The sequence below is a fragment of the Acinetobacter sp. YH12112 genome (genome assembly GCF_013418945.1).
Lineage (GTDB): Bacteria > Pseudomonadota > Gammaproteobacteria > Pseudomonadales > Moraxellaceae > Acinetobacter > Acinetobacter indicus.
Window position 1 is genome coordinate 21376 of sequence record NZ_VPBA01000026.1, and the last position, 16618, is coordinate 37993.

Consider the following 16618-nt stretch of genomic DNA (forward strand, 5'->3'; position numbering starts at 1 on the left):
GTCACATATAGGCGTATAGCTCAGTTGGTTAGAGCGCTACGTTGACATCGTAGAGGTCTCCAGTTCGAGTCTGGATATGCCTACCAAATTTTAAAGGCTTATAAGTGAAACACTTATAAGCCTTTTTTAATGTCTGTAATTTCTCCATCCACCAATTTATCAGTAATAGCTCTATATAAGTCAAAGCTGTCCCTCATCAAGACTAACAAGAAGCTTTCTCCCTCTTTTGCAAAAAGACACAGCAGGTCCAGTAAAATTTGCTAGGCTAATATTTTTTATACAAGAATACTGCCCATGAAAAATATTGTTCTTTTTGCTGCGCTTGCAGCCTCGCTTATGGCCTGTAGCACCGTACAGCAACCCCCAGCACAGGTAGGACTTGCCAATCCGGCCAGTCAATATTGTATTGAACAGGGCGGCCGACTGGAAATTAAAGACGAACACAGTGGTCAGGTGGGCTATTGCCATTTGCCAGATGGCAATATCGTTGAAGAATGGGCGCTGTTCCGTCAGCAGCCAGGCCAGTGTGTGGCAGAAGAAGCCAAAAAACTGATTGGGCAATCGGGCAGTTTGCCACAGAGCGAAATCAAGCAGCGGACCCAGGCCAAAATTGTTCGCAGCGTCCATCCTGGCCAGCCGGTCACCATGGATTATCGCGCTGACCGAGTCACAGTAACCATTGATCCGAACAGTAATAAAATTGTGCAAGCATCCTGCGGTTAAGGCTAAACAGTCCGCCTAGTGCGGACTTTTTTATGGGTGTCAGGAAATTGAAATTTCAATAGGTGAGGGTAGGAGTGAGTTAAAGGCCAATTGAATGCTTGAATTGTTAAAATTTGATTAATACACAAACTGAAAGTTGTGACATGGTTCACATATTGTTTATTTTTCTGTTAGTATAAATTAAATTTGTTTAATAATAGTAAAGAACATGAGGCAAATCCTGATCGTGACCTTTATTGTCATGGTTGTCCTGTTAATGGTCTGGGTGTTTCAGCAGGAACAACACCGCAGACAACAAGAAATGCAGAATATTGTGCAGGAGGCACGCGACTCTCTGCATCTGATTGAACAAGATCGGGCTTCACCCCATTCATCGCTGGATGATCATCTGCGACAGATCGACCTCTCTATTGAGCGGGCTGGAAGTTTAGGCCAAAAATTCTAATTCAGCATGAAATGCTCTGAATGAAAATTAAAGATAAATTTTAGAAACAATGAAAAATCAGTGTGATATAATTTACCCATTAGACAATTAAATTAGCGTATTTATTTTTTAAATAGTTGATTTAATTATGGTAAGTAAAGCTGCATAAAGTTATGCGGCTTTTTTGTTTAGAATTTATCTGATTTGAGCTGTTAAGGGCTCAAAGCATAATGGCTAAATAGACTTATCCTGTGCGTGTAACTTTTGGCATATCCGTTGCTTGGCAATGCTAGGGGTAGGGATGAATTTTCTCCGTACTTTCGCATCACTGTTGGGTATTTAAGTTTATTTACAAGGGCGAGGTCATGACGACTCCTAATCCATCTTCAGAAAATGTGCTTGAGCGCTTATTTAAGTTAAGCGAAAACAAGACCAGTTTTCGTACTGAGGTTCTTGCCGGTGTAACCACATTCTTAACTATGTGTTACATCATTATTGTCAATCCAATGATTTTATCCGAAACCGGGATGGATCACGGGGCTGTCTTTGTTGCAACCTGTCTGGCAGCCGCAATTGGCTGTCTGGTGATGGGACTGATTGCCAACTATCCGATTGCGCTGGCACCGGGTATGGGCCTGAATGCCTATTTCACCTATTCGGTCTGTCTGGGCATGGGTGTGCCTTGGCAAACTGCGCTGGCTGCGGTGTTTGTATCCGGTCTGGTGTTTATTGCCATCAGCATGTTCAAAATTCGTGAAGCCATTGTCAATGCCATTCCAATGTCCCTGAAACTGGCCATTGGCGGCGGGATTGGTTTATTCTTGGCCTTAATTGCACTAAAAAACGCAGGCATTATTGTCGATAACCCGGCGACTTTGGTGGGTCTGGGTGACTTGAAACAGCCTTCAGTGCTGTTGGCCTTATTTGGCTTCCTGATGATTGTGGTGATGCACCAATTCAAGGTGCGTGGTGCAATTATCATCAGTATTCTGGTGTTAACGGCCATTTCTACGGCTTTGGGCTTAAGTGAATTTAAAGGTGTGGTCGGTGAAATCCCGTCTATCGCGCCAACGTTCATGCAAATGGACTTTGAAGGTCTGTTTACTGCCAGCCTGATCGGGGTGATTTTCGTCTTCTTCCTGGTCGATCTGTTTGACTCAACCGGTACCCTGGTCGGCGTTTCACACCGTGCAGGCCTGCTCAAAGATGGTAAATTGCCACGTTTGAAAAAAGCCTTATTTGCTGACTCCTCTGCCATTGTAGCGGGTGCAGCACTGGGTACTTCTTCAACCACACCGTATATTGAATCGTCTGCTGGTGTTGCTGCGGGCGGCCGTACCGGTCTGACGGCTGTAGTGGTGGCGGTGCTGTTTGTACTGTGTTTATTCCTGGCGCCACTGGCCCAATCGGTACCGGGCTTTGCTACTGCACCTGCCTTGTTATTTGTGGGTGTGCTGATGATTCAGGGCATTGTACATATTGACTGGGAAGATATTACTGAAGCGGTTCCAGCCTTCCTGACCATCGTATTTATGCCATTTACCTACTCGATTGCAGACGGTATTGCCATGGGCTTTATTAGCTATGCGCTGATCAAGCTGTTGACCGGTAAAGCCTCATCTGTGCCGTATATGGTGTGGATTATTGCAGTATTGTGGGCATTAAAATTCGCGTTATTTGGCGGTTAATCCCCAGCAACCATTTTGAGGGTGTAAACTCGGTTTGCACCCTTTTTTATTTTCATGAGGATGAGAGATGAATCAACTTGAGCTGATTCGCGCCTTACCCAAGGCAGAGTTGCATGTCCATATTGAAGGGACGTTTGAGCCGGAACTGATGTTTGCCATTGCGCAGCGTAATAATATTGCCATTCCATATCAGTCAGTCGAGGAAGTCAAAGAAGCCTATAACTTTCATAACCTGCAGTCGTTTTTAGACATCTATTATGCCGGCGCCAATGTGCTGGTACATGAGCAGGACTTTTATGATCTGGCCTGGGCCTATTTTGAAAAGTGTGCCGAAGATCAGGTGGTGCATACCGAAATGTTCTTCGATCCGCAAACCCATACCGACCGCGGGATTGCCTTTGCGACAGTAATTAACGGTTTACAACGTGCCTGTGATGATGCACAAAGCAAACTTGGCATCAGTTCCCGTTTAATCATGTGTTTCTTGCGTCATCTTAGCGAAGAAGCGGCATTTGCAACGCTGGAACAGGCACTGCCATATAAAGAGCAGATTATTGCAGTCGGTCTGGATTCTAGCGAAGTGGGGCATCCACCTGCTAAATTTGCCCGCGTTTTTGCCAAAGCCCGTGAATATGGTTTCTTGGTGGTGGCGCATGCCGGTGAAGAAGGTCCACCAGAATATATCTGGGAAGCACTGGACTTACTGAAAGTGAATCGTATTGACCACGGCGTGCGTTCTGAAGAAGATCCGGCACTGATGCAGCGTCTGATTCAGGATGAAATGTCGCTTACGGTGTGCCCGCTCAGTAATTTAAAACTGTGCGTGGTGCAGGATATGCGGCAGCACAATATCCGCCGTTTGTTACAGCAGGGCGTGAAGGTGACGGTTAACTCGGATGATCCGTCGTATTTCGGCGGCTATATGAATGACAACTTTATTGCCATTACCGAAGCGTTAGATTTAACGGCAGATGAGTTAAAGCAACTGGCGATTAACTCTTTTGAAGCCTCGTTCCTGCCAGCAGCGCAGAAACAGGCCTGGATTGAAAAAATCCAAGCGTTATAAGCGCATCTAGTTTCATAAAATGATGAAAAAAATAGGCCTACTTCATGTAGGCCTGTTACTTTCTTGTTATAAAAAAGTAAGTTAAAGCAATATTAGGCTAAGAATCTTATAGGATTCTACACAGATAAAGCCAATATAAGTACAGATGCCAAAATTTATAATTTTTACAGATTTAGATGGGACTTTATTAAATCATGATAATTACAGCTATGGGCAGAACACAGAGCTGATCCAGCGTTTAATTCCGGATTCTCCTGTCATTTTATGTAGCAGTAAAACCGCAGCGGAAATCCGCCATTTGCAGCAACAGCTCGGTTTAAGCGGCATGCCTTTTGTGGCTGAAAATGGGGCATATATCTATTTTAATACGCAGCATGACTATCAAAGTCCCTTATCTAGTACCGACATTGCTGCACAGCTCCAGCAGTTAAAAACAGACTATGGCTTAAATTTTCAATGCTTTAGTGATTGTGATGCTGCGCAGATTGCAGCGCTGACCGGTTTGGCGCTGGATGATGCAGCCCGGGCGTTAGAACGTCCGTATAGCGAAGTCATTATCTGGAATCCGGACAGCCGAGCCGAAGATGAGACGACATTGTCGCAATATCTGGCCAGTAATTTGCATATGCTTCATGGTGGACGCTTTAGCCATATTTTAAGCCGGGACTGTGATAAATCGCTGGCAGTGAACTGGCTGAAACGGTTTTATCCGGCGCAAACGGTATGTATCGGGCTGGGGGACAGTGAAAACGATCTCGATATGCTGAAAGCCTGTCAGCATGCTGTGGTGGTCAAACGGCCGTATAAAGCAGCATTGGCATTAGAACACGATTCTGTGTACTTCACCCGGCAGCAGGCACCAGCGGGTTGGGCAGAAGGATTACAGCACTTTTTACAACAATAAACTGGAGAGGATGATGGTCGATTTTGCACAAGAAGGCATGATTACAACAATACATGATTTAAAACAGCGCCATCTACATGAATACGAACAGGAACTTCGTGAATTTACCAAGTCCAAACCGGTCACCTTAATTTTACCCTCCTTATATTCCGAGCTTGAGCATCCGGCCTTAACCCAGATTGTCGCAGAGTTGAAAGGCGCCGATTATATCCAGCAGATTATTATTGGTCTGGATCAGGCCAATGCGGAGCAGTTTGCCCATGCGCGGGAATTTTTCTCGGTGTTGCCGCAAAACCATGTGATTTTATGGAATGATGGACCACGTTTGCAGCAGCTGCATCAGCAGTTAAATCAGTTAAATGTCGCGCCTTTGCAGCGTGGCAAAGGTCGTAATGTCTGGTATTGTGCCGGTTATGCCATGGCCGAAGGCAAGAGTCAGGTGGTGGCGATGCACGATTGCGATATTCGTACCTATAAGCGTGACATGCTGGCCCGGCTGATTTATCCGATGGTACATCCACAATTCAGCTTCCAGTTTTCCAAAGGTTATTATGCGCGGGTGGCTGACCGGAAAATGAATGGTCGGGTATCACGTCTGCTGGTGTCACCTTTATTGCAGGCGCTGAAAAAAGTCTTTGGGCCGCTGGATTATCTGCTTTATCTTTCAGCCTTTCGTTATCCCTTGTCGGGGGAAATGGCAATTCATGTCGAAGCACTGCGTGATCTGAAGGTATCGGGCGATTGGGGGTTGGAAATCGGCGTGCTCTCGGAAATTTACCGTAACTATTCCACCAAGCGTATTTGTCAGGTCGATATTGCCGATGATTATGAACATAAACATCAGGAAGTCACCACCGCCAATGGGGATGGCGGCCTAAAACGGATGAGCCGGGATATCGCACTGGCATTTTTCCGTAAGCTGGCGGCGCTGGGGGTGCAGGTCAGTCTGGACAATATTCGGATTATCCGCGCGGCCTATTATCGTAATGCGCTGGATCTGATTGATCACTATTATTATGATGCCACCACCAATGGCCTGAACTATGACCGGCACAGCGAAGAAAATGTGGTGGAATTATTTGCTCAGAGTATTGTCGAGGCAGGGGAGCAGTTTATGAATTATCCGAACCAGCAGTCTTTTATTCCAAGCTGGAACCGGGTGCAATCGGCCTGTCCAACGGTATTTGCGGATATGAAGCAGGCAGTTGCCCTGGATAATGCTTAAATTTGCCATTTATTTGTGCATTGCGGTCAAAAAGATAAACCGAATCCGCGCTAAAGCCCTTAAAATAGGCCGGTAAAATGACGCAAAACTGAAGGAAAATACATGAAAAAGTTGGCTTATGTTTTAGCACCGCTGGCATTACTGTTAAGCGCATGTGCATCTACAGGCACCACTCAGCCTACAGCGGCAACAACGACCCAGCAATTGGGCGGCGCAGCACTGAAAATTGCGATTAATGCCAAATGTGTCACAGAGCTAAACAACATTCCGGCATGGCAAACGGCCACCAAAGTCATGACCAGCACCCAAAAGCAAAATATCCAGACTGAAATCTGTGGTTGTGTCAGCGAAAAAGCACCACAAAATGTGACTGCGGTAGACTTGGCGACAGCAGCGATTGACCCGGCAGCGCGTGCCACCATTGTGAGCAATGTTGTATCAAAAACCATTCATGCTTGTGTGCAAGAAGCAGTACAATAAGCGCAAGATGAAAGAAATAGGCTGACAGGTTCAGCCTATTTTATTGAAGGTAATAATGTCGATGAAAATTGCTGGTGTAGATGAAGCAGGGCGCGGGCCTCTGGTGGGAACCGTGGTGGCTGCGGCAGTCATTCTGGATCCGAACAATCCGATTGCGGGCTTGAATGATTCCAAGAAACTGAGTGAAAAGAAACGTGAAAAGTTATTCATTGAGATTCAGGAAAAAGCCCTTGCTTGGGCCATTGCTGAAGCCAGTCCGGCTGAAATTGATGAGCTGAATATTTTACAGGCCTCGCTGCTGGCTATGCGCCGTGCGGTTGAAGCCTTACAGCTCCAGCCCGATCAGGTCCTGGTCGATGGCAATAAAATCCCACAAGGACTAAGCATGCCATGTGAAGCGGTGGTGGGTGGAGATGCCTTGCACGCCGAAATTTCCGCAGCCAGTATTCTGGCTAAAGTGACCCGTGACCGGCAGATGCTGGAACTGGACCAGAAGTTTCCACAGTTTGGTTTTGCCAAGCATAAGGGCTATCCGACCAAAGCGCATTTTGAAGCAATCGCTTTGCATGGCGTAACCGCAGAGCATCGCCGTAGTTTTGGACCTGTACGTAAAGCGCTGGCTTTGCTGGAGCAACAATAATTTTGAAGCGCTGAAAAAACTTAAAGCGGCCGTAGAGCCGCTTTATAACAAGATAACTTTAAGTCTTAACGGTTAAAGTTATTTTGTGGGTAATTATCATCTTCATAAGAAGGCTGATAATCCTGATCGAGATGTTGCAAATGCTCATGCATGGCACGTTCATGTTGAATACGTTGATAAATTTCTTCACGATGAACAGACACTTCTTTTGGCGCATTCACACCAATACGCACCTGGTTGCCTTTGACACCAAGTACAGTAACACTGACTTGATCCCCAATCATTAATGTTTCTCCGACACGTCGGGTCAGAATCAGCATGTTTATCTCCTTGCAAAATGCTAAACCTGCATTGATTTGAAAGTTTTGAAAAGCACAAAATATTTCAAGCGAAATTTTATCAGAACTCTCCCTGACAAAACCTTGTCGGATACAATTCTGTTAAGATTTCTAATTCTCATTATTTCAATATAACAGAGCCACTATAAAAAATACTATAGTGGCTCTGATTTTTTGTAGTTTTTCGCAATATTGTCTGACAATTCCAATAATTGCTGACTACAGATTAAGCACGCGCGCTTGATTCACCTGACTCGCGGTCTAAACCGAACGCCGTGTGCAGTGAACGAACTGCAAGCTCTAAATAGTTCTCTTCAATAATCACTGAAATTTTGATTTCAGAGGTCGAGATCATCAGAATGTTGATGCCTTCGTCTGCAAGTGCGGTGAACATTTTGCTCGCTACGCCAGCATGTGAACGCATACCCACGCCGACAATTGACACTTTCACGATGTCGTCACGGGTTGCAACTTCACGTGCACCAATTTCCTGTGCAGTCGCTTCAAGAATCGCTTTGGCTTTGGCTAGTTCACCACGGTTTACGGTAAAGGTGAAATCAGTGGTGCCATCTTCTTCAACGTTCTGGATAATCATATCCACTTCAATGTTGGCAGCGCCAATTGGGGCCAAGATTTTAGAGGCAATACCTGGCTCATCTGGCACACCGAGAATAGTCAGTTTAGCTTCGTCACGGTTAAACGCGATACCTGAGATAATTGGCTGTTCCATGTTGTCTTCCAATTCAGTAGTAATAAGAGTTCCGACGTTGTTTTTAAACTCTTCGTCAAATGCACCATCGTTGTCGTTATCGAAGCTAGATAGTACGCGTAAAGGCACCTGATATTTGCCAGCAAATTCTACAGAACGGATTTGCAGGACTTTTGAGCCTAAAGATGCCATTTCTAGCATTTCTTCAAAGGAAATACGATCCACTTTTTTTGCTTTTGGCGCAACACGCGGGTCAGTGGTGTATACACCATCAACATCGGTGTAGATCTGGCATTCATCTGCTTTTAATGCTGCGGCTAACGCAACACCGGTTGTATCTGAACCACCGCGGCCTAAAGTTGTGGTATTGCCTTGCTCGTCTACACCTTGGAAGCCTGCAACCACAATCACACGGCCGGCATCTAAATGACTAGTCATGACATCGGTGTCAATCGCTTCAATACGGGCTTTGGTGAACGCGCTGTCAGTTTTAATTCCGACTTGGCGACCGGTTAGAGATTTAGCTTCTACGCCAATAGAATTGAGCGCCATAGCTAACATGGAAATCGTTACCTGCTCACCCGTAGAAACCATCTGGTCAAGTTCACGTGGGTCAGGGGTGTCGGTAATGGCTTTCGCGAGAGCGAGCAGGCGATTGGTTTCGCCACTCATTGCTGATACAACAACGACCACCTTGTGGCCATGGTCATGCCAGCGCTTTACGCGACGAGCAACATTTAAAATGCGCTCGGGCGTACCCATAGAAGTACCGCCATATTTTTGAACGATTAATGCCATAGTTGTTCCATATAAGCCATGACCCTGATTGCCGCCAGGGTCAGTTACACAAAAGTGAAGTTATTTTGCTTCCAGCCAGGCAGTTAACTCTGCCATCACGGTTGCAAACTTCTCGTTTAGTGGCGCGCCACCTTGTGCTAAGTCAGGTTTACCACCACCTTTACCACCAAGCTCAGTAGCCAAGTGTTTGATGATGTCACCTGCTTTAATAGACGTAGTGAAGTCTTTTGCAACGGATGCAATCAGGCTCACTTTGTCACCCTCTACACCGGCAAGTACAATCACTGCGTTGTCTAATTTTGATTTCACACCGTCATGCAGGTTGCGCAGTGCTTTGGCATCCATACCCTGAACAGTGGTAATAAGTGTTGCACGGCCAGCAATGGTCTGAACTTGGCTTAAAAGTTCACCCGCTTGCAGGCTGGCCAGTTTCTGATTCAGCTGTTCAATCTGTTTTTGCAGGCTAGATGCTGTTTCAACAATTGCTTCAACTTTCTCAATGGTTTGCTCTTTCTGTGCTTTTAACAGCGCATTAATGGTGTTGATGTCACGATCAGCTTTTTGCGCAGCTTCAATCGCTTTGGTGCCTGTCACCGCTTCAATACGACGCACGCCTGCAGCCACACCACCTTCAGAGGTTATTTTGAACAGACCGATGTCACCGGTGCGTTTCACGTGAATACCGCCACACAGTTCAATCGAGAAGTTTTTCTCTTCAATTACTGAACCCATAGACAGTACGCGAACTTCATCACCGTATTTCTCACCGAACAGCATCATCGCGCCTTTGGCTTTGGCCGATTCGATATCGAGTAACTCAGTTGTTACTGGTGTGTTGGCAATCACTTCAGCATTCACCAGACGTTCAATTTCTTGCAGCTGTTCAAATGAAACCGGCTGATCGTTGGCAAAGTCGAAACGTAATACGTCTGATGCAACCAGTGAACCTTTTTGCTGTACGTGTGAGCCCAGAATTTGACGCAGCGCAGCGTGCAGCAGGTGAGTGGCAGAGTGGTTACGCGCAGTCGCAGCACGAATGTCCGCTTTGACAATTGCTTCCACGTTTTGTGCTGCTTTCAGGCTACCCATGGTTACAATACCTTGGTGTACAAAAGCGCCGCCCGATTTTTTGGTGTCTTGCACTTCAAAAATACCGGTGTCGTTTTTGAAAATACCGGTATCACCGATCTGACCACCGCTTTCTGCATAGAATGGCGTTTGGTTCAGTACGATCAGTGCTTCATCACCTTCAGCGACTTCGTCAACCTGTTCACCATCTTTATAGATGGCAATGATTTGACCTTGACCTGCAGTGGCATCGTAACCATCAAACTGGGTTTCACCATCCACTTTGACTACGCTGTTATAGTCGATGGCAAATTTACCGGCATCACGTGCACGTTGACGCTGTGCTGCCATTTCAACTTCAAAGCCAGCTTCATCAATGGTTAGGTCGCGTTCACGGGCAATATCTGCAGTTAGGTCGGTCGGGAAACCGTAAGTGTCATACAGTTTAAATACCACTTCGCCTGGAATCACAGAACCTTTTAAGTTCGCCAGTTCGCCTTCAAGCAATTTCAAACCTTGCTCAAGTGTTTTGGCGAATTGTTCTTCTTCTTTCAGTAATTGCGCTTCAATACGTGCTTTTTGAGCTTCCAGTTCAGGATACGCCGCACCCATTACTTCAATCAGCGGTTGCAGCATTTTGTGGAAGAATGAACCGGTTGCACCGAGTTTGTTACCATGACGCACGGCACGGCGGATAATACGGCGCAGTACATAACCACGTCCTTCGTTAGACGGATTGACGCCATCTGCAATCAGGAAGCAGCAAGAACGGGCATGGTCAGCCACCACTTTAAGTGAAGCTGGATATTGAACCGGTGTGCCTTTTTCTTTGGCTTCCGCTTCAAGTGCAGTGGTATCTAAACCAATAATTTCAGCTGCCGCTTTTAAAAGATGCTGGAACAGGTCAATTTCGTAGTTGGAGTTGACGTGCTGTAATACGGCAGAAATACGTTCCAAGCCCATACCGGTATCGACCGAAGGAGCAGGAAGCGGGTGCAATACGCCATCAGCAGTACGGTTGAACTGCATAAAGACGTTGTTCCAGATTTCAATGAAACGGTCGCCATCTTCTTCAGGTGTGCCAGGTAGGCCACCCCAGATATGATCGCCATGGTCAAAGAAAATTTCAGAACATGGACCGCATGGACCGGTATCACCCATAGCCCAGAAGTTATCAGATGCGTATTTCTCGCCTTTGTTGTCGCCAATACGGATAATACGTTCTGGTGCTAAACCGATTTCCTTGTTCCAGATGTCGAATGCTTCGTCATCGGTGTGGTAAACCGTGGCATACAGTTTGTCTTTTGGCAGGGCTAACCATTCATCACCGGTCAGGAATTCCCAGGCAAACTTGATCGCATCACGCTTGAAGTAATCACCAAAAGAGAAGTTACCCAACATTTCAAAGAAGGTGTGGTGACGCGCGGTATAACCGACGTTGTCTAGGTCGTTGTGTTTACCACCGGCACGTACACATTTTTGTGAAGATACGGCACGGACATAATCGCGCTTTTCCAGACCTAAGAAACAATCTTTAAACTGGTTCATACCAGCATTGGTGAACAGCAACGTTGGGTCGTTGGCGGGAACCAGAGAACTCGACGCGACACGTGTATGCCCTTGCGATTCAAAGTAACGCAAAAATGCTTCACGAATTTCAGCTGATGTCATAAAACGAGTACTCACAACCAAGTCACTCCATAATTCTCGATTTGGCTAAAAGCATAACAGTCTGACAAGATTTTCTCTGCTGTTATACGGGCTTAAAATTTAAAAACGCCAAATTATAACGGAAAAAGCCACACTCACCAATGATTTTAAAGTGTTTTGATGACAAATCTGCGGCGAAAACCCAAACCTCAAAGTCATCTAATCTGCTGTGAAATCACAAGCTGTTGTCATTGCTGCGGTTTAGCCAGTTACCGTGCATCCTGCTTCTTTTTATCAAGCAGAAAATAGTACTGCTAACTGCTTAAATATTGGACAGGTTTAAATTAATTGCTGAGTTTGGCAGGAATTATTCGCCGTGTCTGGCGGAAATCCTTTAACATAAGCACAGACAAGATTGATGTGCAGTTTGAAGGAATACGGATGCAACGAGTGGCGATTAATGGCTTTGGGCGAATTGGGCGAAATGTACTGCGTGCCTGGTTTGAAAATCCTAAAGAATTTCATTTTGATATTGTCGCGATTAATGACGTTGCCGATGTTGCCACGCTACTACATCTGTTTAAATACGATTCAACCCATGGCCGTTTTCCGGGGCAGGTAGAAATCCAGCTGGAACAGGAACAGATTTATCTGTGCATACAATCGGGTGAAGCCAAGCTGAAAGTTCAGGTGCTGAGCCAGCCACAGCCGGCACAGTTGCCATGGCAGCAGTTAAATATTGATGTGGTGCTGGAATGTACCGGCCTGTTCCGTTCGCGTGAAGCCGCAACCCAGCATATTCATGCCGGTGCCAAACGGGTGATTATTGGCGCAGCACCGTTTGACACGGTTGATGCCGCCATTGTTTACGGGGTCAATCATCATGAGGTCAAAGCCTCAGACCAGATTATTTCCAGTGTTTCCTGTACCACTCAGGCCTTGGTGCCGTTGGTTAAAATTGTGGATGATGCTTTTGGTATTGAAACCGCGCTGATGACTGAAATTCATGCTGTCACGGCTGATCAGTCGGTGCTGGATCATGCGCACCGTGATTTACGCCGTGCACGTGCATCGGGTCAGAATATTATTCCGACCACCTCAAGTGCTTTAGGCGCCTTAAAACAGGTGATGCCCAAAATGGAAAACCGTATTGATGGCTATTCAATTCGGGTGCCCACCATTAATGTCGCTGCCATTGATGTCAGCTTTATTTCCCAGTCACCCATTACCGTACATAAGCTGAATGAAGTGCTGGTGAAAGCCGCGCAGCAGGATTATGCCGAAATTATGCAGGTCACCGATGAGCCGCTGGTATCGAGTGACTTTAACCATTCGCCGTATTCTTTAATTGTCGATCTTACCCAGACCATGGTGGTCGGGCATCAGGCCAAAGTCTTTGCCTGGTATGACAATGAATGGGGCTATGCCAACCGTTTACTGGATTTATGTGAATCTTTTGCCCATCAGGCGCATTAATTTCTATCTATCAAATCTTTGCCTAAGCTTGGACTGCAGGGCGGTGGTCTAACCGGGTGAAACACGCTCACAGCCGGGCATTGACAGGTCGGAGGCGATTTTTCGCCTTTTTGCTATATTTTTCGTTAAGATAAAACAAAACAAATAAGTCGAGCACTACACATGATGTTTATTCTACTTTGGGGATTTATTTTACTGTTGGCCGTAGCGGTGATTTTTCTGATCTGGCTGCAGTTTAAAAACCAGCATGATCATTTGAATCGCCAAAGCGATAATCATCAGCTCGAAAACAAAGTCATCAGTCTGGAAGAAAATCTGAAAAAGACTTTAGAGATCATGCAGGATCTGGCCAAGAAAATGCACGTGCAGCAGGAAGCACTGGATAAATCGGCGCAGCGTATTCACCAGTTGGAAACCCAGAACGTCGAGCTGGTCAATTTAATTACTCAAGTGCTGGATCCGAATAAAGTCAAATAAGTCTTTTTTAAGCAGATGGACGCAGGGCAGAGGGAAGATGATTTTCATCTGCCCTGAAAAAAAGATGATGAGTTTGGGATGTGTCCAGCTCCTTTATCTTCTTCCGCAAAAACAGCTTTTACTCTCGAAACGACAGCTCCAGTCGGGCAGGATTGCAATGGAATTGATCAGACAGAGAAAATTATCAAATTTGCGATGCACAGCCCATTTGATCGTGCTAAACTAGGAGAAATCGGGTGTGCTCCCGATTTTTTTATGCGGATTTGTTCCGCGCAGACAAGAATTTAGGTTTACAACATGCCCATTTCAGAGACATGGTTATTACCTGATGGTGTAGCTGATGTATTACCAGAACAAGCGCAAGTCATCGAAACATTGCGCCGTAATTCACTGGATTTCCTCGCATCTCGAGGTTATCAGTTGGTGTACACGCCATTTATTGAATATATCGAATCTCTCTCTTCTCTTTCAGAATCGAATCAAGATTTAGACCTGGCCACGTTCAAGGTGATTGACCAGCTGTCTGGTCGTCTGCTTGGCGTGCGTGCCGATATGACACCACAGGTGGCGCGTATTGATGCGCATGTGCATCCGGTAGATGGTGTGGCGCGTTATTGCTACGCTGGTACGGTTTTGCATACCAAGCCACAGGGCTTTAATACCACCCGTGCACCTCTGCAACTGGGTGCCGAACTGTTCGGTTCCGACAGTATTGATGCCGATGTGGAAATGGTTGACCTGATGATCAGCCTGATTCAGGAAGCTGGTCTGGCCGATGGTATCCACCTGGATTTAGGCCATGTGGGGCTGTTCCGCAGTCTGGTGCAAAAAGCCGGTCTGAACAAAGCCACTGAGCGTCAACTGTCCGATTTATATCAGCGTAAAGCCTTGCCAGAACTGGCGGACTTTACCCAGGATTTAGCCTTTGGTTCAGATTTCTATGCGCTGGGCCGTTTTGCCAGTGATCTGGATGCACTGGAAGCCCATTTAAGCGCCGATGTGCTGGCCAATGTGGAATTCAAACATGCCTTTGATGCGGTAAAAACCACCCAGGCAGAAATTCAGGCACGCTGGCCAAATCTGCATATCGGGATTGATGTGGTAGAGCTGCGTTCGTATCACTACCATACCGGTTTAATGTATGCCGTTTATGCACCAAACCGTGCGGCACCACTGGCTCAAGGCGGCCGTTATGATGGTATTGGCCAGCATTTTGGTCGTGCCCGTCCGGCAACCGGTTTCTCTTGCGACTTATATGCGCTCAGCGCCGGTCGTTTCGAAGCAAAATCGGTGGTGGTTGCACCAAAGGGCAATCAGGCAGATTTATTGGCTGCAATTCAGGCCATCCGTACCCAAGGCTTAAGTGTAATTCAGTTATTGGGTCAGGATGATTTAAGCTCTGTACCGTATGCAACTCACCAGCTGGTGAATCGTAACGGTGAGTGGACGGTCGAAAAAATTTAATCGCCAGCGCATGTGTTCATGTCACATGCGCCTGGTTTTCAATTTTAACAGCATGATGTAATGAGGCTATTATGGGCAAGAATGTTGTGGTACTTGGTACCCAATGGGGCGACGAAGGTAAAGGTAAAATCGTCGACCTGCTCACAGATCAAGCGGCTGCGGTAGTACGTTATCAAGGCGGACACAACGCAGGTCATACTCTCGTGGTTGGTGGTAAGAAAACTGTATTACACCTCATTCCATCTGGTATTTTACGTGAAAACGTACTGTGCTTAATTGGTAACGGTGTGGTGCTTTCACCTGAAGCGCTGATCAAGGAAATGACCATTCTTGAACAGGAAGGCGTGCCAGTTAAAGAACGTTTACGTATTTCTCCAAACTGTCCATTAATTCTTCCGAACCACATTGCGCTGGATCAGGCACGTGAGAAAAAACGTGGTAATGCCAAAATTGGTACTACTGGTCGTGGTATTGGTCCTGCATACGAAGATAAAGTGGCGCGCCGTGCAGTACGTGTGGCTGACCTGGTACGTGGCGGTGACGCATTACGTGCGCAACTGGCTGAATTGCTGGATTACCACAACTTCCAGTTAACTCAATACTACGGTGTTGAAGAAGTTAAACTGGATGACGTGATTGCGCTGTGTGACCAATGGCGCGAAGTGATTGCACCATTAGTGGTTGATGTAACCACTGAAATTCATAATTACCGTAAAAACGGTGACAACATTATGTTTGAAGGTGCGCAAGGTTCATTGCTGGATGTTGACCACGGTACTTATCCGTATGTGACTTCTTCAAACACTACTGCGGGCGGCGTAAGCTCAGGTTCAGGTTTGGGTCCATTACATCTTGACTATGTGCTGGGTATTACTAAAGCCTACACCACACGTGTGGGTGCTGGTCCGTTCCCAACTGAACTGGTCTACGATGCGGCAAATGACGTGGGTGATGCAATTGGTAAACACCTGGGTACCGTGGGTCACGAGTTTGGTGCATCTACTGGCCGTCAACGTCGTTGTGGCTGGTTCGATGCAGAAATCCTGCGCCGTTCAGTGGATGTCAACTCACTGTCTGGAATCTGCTTAACCAAGTTAGACGTATTGGATGGTTTAGAAGAAATTAAAATCTGTGTGGGTTATGAAAACACTGATTCAGGTTGTGTCGGTTCTTCTGACGCGCTGGCTTATGAAAACTTGAAGCCAATTTACGAAACCATGCCAGGCTGGTCTGAGTCAACTGTGGGTGCGACCAGTGTTGAACAATTGCCAGAAAATGCAATCAACTACATCAAGCGTCTTGAGCAGTTAATTGAATGTCCAATCGACATCATTTCAACCGGTCCAGACCGTGCAGAAACCATTATTCTGCGTCATCCGTTTGAAGCTTAATCGTTTAAGCTGAAATGAAAAAACCCTGTGCCTGCACAGGGTTTTTTATTTTTGGCCAAGAAAAATAGTGTGCCATCTTGAGAATTCCCTGATTTTG

15 protein-coding genes and 1 tRNA gene are annotated in these 16618 nt (G+C 46.2%); 13 read left to right on the plus strand and 3 right to left on the minus strand.

The window, feature by feature from the left end:
- The first annotated feature begins 9 nt into the window (after nucleotides 1–9).
- The 9 genes from FTU50_RS10505 to rnhB all read left to right on the plus strand — a co-directional run bounded on the left by FTU50_RS10505 (nucleotide 10) and on the right by rnhB (nucleotide 7150).
- Nucleotides 10–86: transfer RNA gene (locus tag FTU50_RS10505), tRNA-Val, on the plus strand.
- A gap of 208 nt (nucleotides 87–294) precedes the next feature.
- Nucleotides 295–723 carry an I78 family peptidase inhibitor gene (locus tag FTU50_RS10510; RefSeq protein WP_104487431.1) on the plus strand — a complete coding sequence of 143 codons (429 nt, stop codon included), beginning with the start codon at nucleotides 295–297 and terminating at the stop codon, nucleotides 721–723.
- A gap of 208 nt (nucleotides 724–931) precedes the next feature.
- Nucleotides 932–1168 (plus strand): hypothetical protein, encoded by a 237-nt coding sequence (locus FTU50_RS10515; RefSeq protein WP_104469891.1) that lies wholly within the window; start codon nucleotides 932–934, stop codon nucleotides 1166–1168.
- A 344-nt stretch (nucleotides 1169–1512) separates the two neighbouring features.
- Nucleotides 1513–2835 (plus strand): NCS2 family permease, encoded by a 1323-nt coding sequence (locus FTU50_RS10520; RefSeq protein WP_005176982.1) that lies wholly within the window; start codon nucleotides 1513–1515, stop codon nucleotides 2833–2835.
- A gap of 67 nt (nucleotides 2836–2902) precedes the next feature.
- Nucleotides 2903–3901, plus strand: coding sequence for an adenosine deaminase (locus FTU50_RS10525; protein WP_104490313.1), 999 nt, complete (start codon nucleotides 2903–2905; stop codon nucleotides 3899–3901).
- Between the two features lie 145 nt (nucleotides 3902–4046).
- Nucleotides 4047–4805, plus strand: coding sequence for a mannosyl-3-phosphoglycerate phosphatase (locus FTU50_RS10530; protein WP_104488765.1), 759 nt, complete (start codon nucleotides 4047–4049; stop codon nucleotides 4803–4805).
- 13 nt (nucleotides 4806–4818) lie between these two features.
- Nucleotides 4819–6030, plus strand: a complete 1212-nt coding sequence (locus FTU50_RS10535) for a glycosyl transferase (RefSeq protein ID WP_104469893.1) — start codon at nucleotides 4819–4821, stop codon at nucleotides 6028–6030.
- A gap of 102 nt (nucleotides 6031–6132) precedes the next feature.
- The gene (locus FTU50_RS10540; protein ID WP_005177001.1) at nucleotides 6133–6510 is read left to right on the plus strand and encodes a hypothetical protein; all 378 of its coding nucleotides are present in this window, start codon (nucleotides 6133–6135) and stop codon (nucleotides 6508–6510) included.
- Nucleotides 6511–6571: 61 nt separating this feature from the next.
- The gene (gene rnhB, locus FTU50_RS10545; RefSeq protein WP_104469946.1) at nucleotides 6572–7150 is read left to right on the plus strand and encodes a ribonuclease HII; all 579 of its coding nucleotides are present in this window, start codon (nucleotides 6572–6574) and stop codon (nucleotides 7148–7150) included.
- 65 nt (nucleotides 7151–7215) lie between these two features.
- On the opposite strand, the gene csrA is transcribed toward rnhB, so the two are convergent.
- The 3 genes from csrA to alaS all read right to left on the minus strand — a co-directional run bounded on the left by csrA (nucleotide 7216) and on the right by alaS (nucleotide 11749).
- Complete coding sequence (gene csrA / locus FTU50_RS10550) at nucleotides 7216–7470, minus strand: carbon storage regulator CsrA (RefSeq protein ID WP_016658388.1); 255 nt, start codon at nucleotides 7468–7470, stop codon at nucleotides 7216–7218.
- A gap of 244 nt (nucleotides 7471–7714) precedes the next feature.
- Complete coding sequence (locus FTU50_RS10555) at nucleotides 7715–8995, minus strand: aspartate kinase (protein ID WP_163142276.1); 1281 nt, start codon at nucleotides 8993–8995, stop codon at nucleotides 7715–7717.
- A 60-nt stretch (nucleotides 8996–9055) separates the two neighbouring features.
- Nucleotides 9056–11749 carry an alanine--tRNA ligase gene (alaS, locus tag FTU50_RS10560; protein ID WP_180055077.1) on the minus strand — a complete coding sequence of 898 codons (2694 nt, stop codon included), beginning with the start codon at nucleotides 11747–11749 and terminating at the stop codon, nucleotides 9056–9058.
- A 405-nt stretch (nucleotides 11750–12154) separates the two neighbouring features.
- On the opposite strand from alaS, the gene FTU50_RS10565 reads away from it, so the two are divergent.
- From FTU50_RS10565 to FTU50_RS10580, 4 genes are all read left to right on the plus strand, one after another.
- A complete protein-coding gene (locus FTU50_RS10565) occupies nucleotides 12155–13189 on the plus strand; it encodes a type I glyceraldehyde-3-phosphate dehydrogenase (RefSeq protein ID WP_075166664.1) in 1035 nt (344 codons plus the stop codon).
- Nucleotides 13190–13351: 162 nt separating this feature from the next.
- On the plus strand, nucleotides 13352–13666 hold the full coding sequence (locus FTU50_RS10570; RefSeq protein WP_005177014.1) for a hypothetical protein: 315 nt from the start codon (nucleotides 13352–13354) through the stop codon (nucleotides 13664–13666).
- 297 nt (nucleotides 13667–13963) lie between these two features.
- Nucleotides 13964–15130: an ATP phosphoribosyltransferase regulatory subunit gene (locus tag FTU50_RS10575; protein ID WP_180045933.1), complete on the plus strand. Its 1167-nt coding sequence runs from the start codon at nucleotides 13964–13966 to the stop codon at nucleotides 15128–15130.
- Nucleotides 15131–15201: 71 nt separating this feature from the next.
- Entirely contained in the window at nucleotides 15202–16521 is a 1320-nt protein-coding gene (locus FTU50_RS10580; protein WP_005177019.1) for an adenylosuccinate synthase, read from the plus strand.
- Nucleotides 16522–16618 lie beyond the last annotated feature (97 nt).

Excerpts from the sequence above, each read along its gene's own strand:
- FTU50_RS10510 (WP_104487431.1), top strand. The coding sequence starts at position 295 with ATGAAAAATATTGTTCTTTTTGCTGCGCTTGCAGCCTCGCTTATGGCC.
- FTU50_RS10565 (WP_075166664.1), top strand. The coding sequence starts at position 12,155 with ATGCAACGAGTGGCGATTAATGGCTTTGGGCGAATTGGGCGAAATGTA.
- FTU50_RS10515 (WP_104469891.1), top strand. The coding sequence starts at position 932 with ATGAGGCAAATCCTGATCGTGACCTTTATTGTCATGGTTGTCCTGTTA.
- csrA (WP_016658388.1), bottom strand. The coding sequence starts at position 7,470 with ATGCTGATTCTGACCCGACGTGTCGGAGAAACATTAATGATTGGGGAT.
- FTU50_RS10520 (WP_005176982.1), top strand. The coding sequence starts at position 1,513 with ATGACGACTCCTAATCCATCTTCAGAAAATGTGCTTGAGCGCTTATTT.
- FTU50_RS10535 (WP_104469893.1), top strand. The coding sequence starts at position 4,819 with ATGGTCGATTTTGCACAAGAAGGCATGATTACAACAATACATGATTTA.
- rnhB (WP_104469946.1), top strand. The coding sequence starts at position 6,572 with ATGAAAATTGCTGGTGTAGATGAAGCAGGGCGCGGGCCTCTGGTGGGA.
- FTU50_RS10540 (WP_005177001.1), top strand. The coding sequence starts at position 6,133 with ATGAAAAAGTTGGCTTATGTTTTAGCACCGCTGGCATTACTGTTAAGC.
- FTU50_RS10525 (WP_104490313.1), top strand. The coding sequence starts at position 2,903 with ATGAATCAACTTGAGCTGATTCGCGCCTTACCCAAGGCAGAGTTGCAT.
- FTU50_RS10580 (WP_005177019.1), top strand. The coding sequence starts at position 15,202 with ATGGGCAAGAATGTTGTGGTACTTGGTACCCAATGGGGCGACGAAGGT.
- FTU50_RS10570 (WP_005177014.1), top strand. The coding sequence starts at position 13,352 with ATGATGTTTATTCTACTTTGGGGATTTATTTTACTGTTGGCCGTAGCG.
- FTU50_RS10530 (WP_104488765.1), top strand. The coding sequence starts at position 4,047 with ATGCCAAAATTTATAATTTTTACAGATTTAGATGGGACTTTATTAAAT.
- FTU50_RS10555 (WP_163142276.1), bottom strand. The coding sequence starts at position 8,995 with ATGGCATTAATCGTTCAAAAATATGGCGGTACTTCTATGGGTACGCCC.
- FTU50_RS10575 (WP_180045933.1), top strand. The coding sequence starts at position 13,964 with ATGCCCATTTCAGAGACATGGTTATTACCTGATGGTGTAGCTGATGTA.